The organism is uncultured Proteiniphilum sp., from assembly GCF_937873925.1.
Lineage (GTDB): Bacteria > Bacteroidota > Bacteroidia > Bacteroidales > Dysgonomonadaceae > Proteiniphilum.
The window spans coordinates 1-4,597 of sequence record NZ_CALNAT010000174.1; the positions used below are offsets into that span (position 1 = coordinate 1).

General features: G+C 37.6%; 2 protein-coding genes. Both read left to right on the forward strand.

From position 1 onward, the window contains the following. Positions 1-3,048, forward strand: a 3,048-nt coding sequence (locus Q0502_RS11905) for a TonB-dependent receptor (RefSeq protein WP_298650989.1), incomplete at its 5' end; no start/stop codon positions are given. A 20-nt stretch (positions 3,049-3,068) separates the two neighbouring features. Next, positions 3,069-4,499 carry a RagB/SusD family nutrient uptake outer membrane protein gene (locus Q0502_RS11910; protein WP_298650991.1) on the forward strand — a complete coding sequence of 477 codons (1,431 nt, stop codon included), beginning with the start codon at positions 3,069-3,071 and terminating at the stop codon, positions 4,497-4,499. The last annotated feature ends 98 nt before the right edge of the window (positions 4,500-4,597 follow it).

The window sequence follows — 4,597 nt, forward strand, 5'->3', positions numbered from 1 at the left end:
GCTGCCCAAACTCAAGTGAGAGGGACAGTGGTGGATGAAGCAGGTGAACCCGTTATCGGTGCAACCATTCAAGTAAAAGGAACTTCGCAAGGGACAGTGACTGACTTTAATGGCATTTTCAATTTATCGGCACCGACAGGTGGAACGCTAGTTGTTTCGTATGTGGGATACGCAACTCAGGAAATACCTGTAAGTGGAAATGTACGAGTGGTTTTAGTTACAGACACTGAGTTATTGGAAGAACTAGTTGTAACAGGTTACGGTGTGACTACGAAGAGATCCTTTACGGGAGCAGCTACAACTATAAGTAGTGAAAAAATTGCTAATAAGTTTGAAGCAAACCCAATCAATGCATTACAAGGGAATGTTCCCGGTGTCCAAATGAGTATCGGATCAGGACAACCTGGAGCACCTACTACCGTATTCATTCGTGGACGAAACTCGTTAAATTCTGGCACACAGCCTTTATATGTTGTTGATGGCGTAGCTATTGAATCAGGGAACGTGGGCATGCGCGAAAGCGAAGGACAAACACTTACTCCATTGTCTACATTAAATTCAGAAGATATTGAATCTGTTACTGTATTGAAAGATGCTACCGCCACATCTATTTATGGAGCCCGAGCAGCTAATGGAGTAATCGTGATTACAACTAAACGAGGCAAAGCAGGTTTGTCGGTGAATTTCACAGCCAAAATGGGACGAGAAATGTTACCAAACATTCCAAAATCATACCGTATGGTAGACAGTGAAAAATACTATGAAATGTCTATTGAAGCAGCTTTAAATGGACACAATTACGGACAAACAGTAGGAGGCGTGGGTTATTTCGATCTTTATAATGACGCATATGAATTAGGATTACCATACACTACAGAAGGTGCTAGAGATTTCTTAGGTTGGTATTCTGAATTAGATGTAAGTCCTGATAATAAGGCTAACACCGATTGGTTAAAAGAGGTAACGCGCAATGGTTTTATACAAAACTATACTCTGGATTTACAAGGAGGAGGTGTAACAGAAACTGCTCCTAAATATTATATGTCATTAGATTACATGGGAAATGATGCTATCATAAGGGGTAAAGACTTAAAACGCTATTCCATGCGCTTTAATTTTGATCAGGCTCCGTCGAAAATAGTAAAGTTTGGATTTAATACTAACTTATCTTACACTATTACCAACATGGGTGCAGGAGGTGGATATTTCTCCGATCCCATTACCCAAGCATATATGCAAGCCCCTAATTCTCCTGTTCACAATGAAGATGGTTCATATAATTTTGGCACTATAAACGGCTATAACCCAGTAGCACAAAGAAGTGATTTAGGAGATAAAAGCACTGCAAAACAATACCGGGCATTGTTTTCTCCTTATTTGCAAATTAACTTTACAGATAATTTATTCTTCTTAACCCGCAATAGTGTTGATGCTTATATTTTAGATGAATTCGGATATTGGTCTTTTATGCAACCTCAAGGAAAGGATATGAGGGGAATGGGAGAGAATGGATATACCGCAAACATACTCTTAACGTCAACCAACACGTTAAATTATATCAAGACATTCAATGACGTACACAGTTTGAATCTTTTAGTAGGCCAAGAAGGACAACAGACAAATCTAAAAAAGACCTATTTAGATGCTTCTAATTATGCGGTCGATTATTTAAATGAAGTAACACTGGCTTCTGTACCTGGAAGTGCTTCAACAGAAAGAATGGATTTAAAACTACTGTCTTTCTTTTCACGTGGAGAATACAGTTACGATAATAAATATTATTTATCGGGCAGTCTACGTTACGATGCATCTTCCCGTTTTGGTAAAAATAATCGCTGGGCACCTTTCGCTTCTGTAGGAGCAAAATATCGTCTTTCTGCCGAAAGTTTCATGGAATCCGCTTCTGATTGGCTTTCTGATTTGACCATTAGATCAAGTTACGGGACATCTGGAAATCAACAAGTAGGAAATGCAGATATAGCGAATGGATGGTATGCTGCTCGTGATTTATATGCTTTCGGTTATAACTATAATAATTTGCCTGGTAGTGGACATGTTCAATTTGGTAATGACGACTTAAAGTGGGAGCAAACTGCTAAATTTAATGTAGGACTAGATTTTACTCTTTTTAATCGATTCGTATTATCAGCAGATATTTATGACCATAAGACCAAAGACATGGTATTTGCCGTTCCCGTATCACGGACGACGGGTTTGTCAAGTTATTACAGAAATATTGGAGAATTATCCAATAAAGGATTTGAAATTACTCTTGATGCAGCAATTATCCGTAATAAAGATTTACAATGGAATGTATCATTAAATGGTGGAAAAAACATCAATAAAATTATAAAATTAAGTACAGACAACCCCATTGAAGGTACTTATACCATCATTGAACCGGGACGTGATATTTACACTTTCAAAATGAAAGAATGGGCTGGAGTTGATCCTGAGACTGGTAGGGGGACCTGGTATAAAAATGAAGAAGGAGATGAAAAAACATTCAGTTACGGGGAAGCAAAAAAACGTTATTTAGGGAAAGCAAGTCCAGATTTCCAAGGAGGATTAAACAGTACAGTAAGGTATAAAGGATTCGATTTTGCATTCCAATTAAATTATTCTATCGGAGGCAAAATATACGGAAATAACCTCCGTTATGATGAACAATACGGAAATTCTTATGGAAATAATTTCTCTTCATATGTATACGATAATAGATGGAAAAAACCGGGAGATATAGCCAAAGTACCTATGTTGTATTTCGGGACACAGGCTACTTGGCACAGCCATTCTTCCCGTTTCTTAATGGATGCAAGCTACTTAAAACTCCGTTCAGTTTCTTTAGGATACACACTACCTCAAAGTGTAATAAAGAATATAGGGATGAAAAATCTTAGGCTGTTTGTAAATGCTGACAACTTATACACATTCAGTGCAAAAGATTATCGTGGATTTGATCCTTCAGGAATTGGAGCCAACGGAGTACAATGGTGGAACTATCCCGTACCCCGCAACGTTTTATTTGGTGCAACTATAGGTTTTTAATTATTAACAAAGAATAGATTATGAAAAGAATAATAAAATTATATACAGCAGTTATATTGGTGGCGATAGGTTTCCAGTATTGCAGCCTTGATACAAGTCTTTATCAACACATACCAACTGAGGATGCTTACAAAGGCATCCAAGATGTACAAAATGGTTTAAACGGAGCCTATCAGCGTTTTGGATACTACACTTTTTATGGGAGAAATGTACCGGCTACAAGTGATATGATTTCAGACATTTCAGTTGCCAATGCTTCCTCAGGACATTTTGTTTCAATCAGTCAATGGACATTTAATGAATACGACAGCTATGTTTTGGATATGTGGTCAGCAGGATATAATCTTATTGATCGTTGCGTAAGAGGTATAAACGGTGGAACAGCTTTAATAGGAGGCGCACAAGAACACAACTTTACAACTGCACAAGTAAATCAACTCCATGGTTACGTTTCACAATTTCACTCATTACGGGCAATGGCAAATTTAATGCTTGTGAACCTTTACGGCTTACCCTATCAAGCAGGATCTGAAAATGATCAAAAAGGAATTGTATTAATAACCACGCAACCGATTAAAGAGTTTGAGCAAGTAAAAAGATCTACAGTGGGGGAAACCTATACGCAGATTTTAGCAGATATTACCAAAGCAAAGGAGCATATGGCTAAATTATCGGCCAAAGAAAAAAATGCTATAAATCAGTATTACTTCAACGAAGCAGCTATATATGCGTTAGAAGCACGTACTAAATTATATATGCAAGACTATGATGGAGCTAAAGTTGCTGCTCAAACAGCCTTAGATTTACGAAAATCTACAGACGAAACGTTTGAAAGCTATGTGGCTATGTGGAAGTCTACGGCTATCACAAAAGAAGATATCTTTACTATTGTGAAGTCAGATAATGACAATCTTTCTGCTAATGCATTAAATACTCTTTATGGATCTTACAAAGCTACAATTTCCACTTTTGCCAGAGGTAAACTAGCATCCAATGATATTCGAAAGGGATTAATCAGTGGAACTCACCCAATGAAGTTTGATGGAACAGCCACGGCACAGGCTGTAAGTAATATCCCTGTGTTCCGTAAATCAGAAATGTACTTGATTATAGCTGAATCTAATCTAAAAGGATCAACTGTGGATATTTCTGCAGCGCAAAACGCATTGTTCTACACCGCAAAAAGAGACAAGGATATAACATCTGAATCTGAACTCCCCTCTTCAAAAGAAGAACTGATACAATTTGTATCTGACGAACGTGTTCGTGAATTCTTTCAAGAAGGCCATCGCTATTTCGACTTACGTAGAACTGGCGAAAAAACAACGATAGCAGGAGTTGCAAACTATCAAATGTCCAAGTTCGTTTTCCCGATACCGGATGAAGAGGTTCAAGCTGGTTTTGGGGTAGAACAAAATACTGGATGGAATGATTTAAAGCCAAAAAAATAACATAAAATAATAAATGACTACTTCTAAATAGCCGTTACAGGTTTTTACAAAATTAGTTCTTTTATTCCTAAGAGGGTGTATCACAACGTGATATCACC

What these genes read in the sequence shown, in the direction of transcription:
- Q0502_RS11910 (WP_298650991.1), top strand. Translation starts at nt 3,069, where the DNA reads ATGAAAAGAATAATAAAATTATATACAGCAGTTATATTGGTGGCGATA.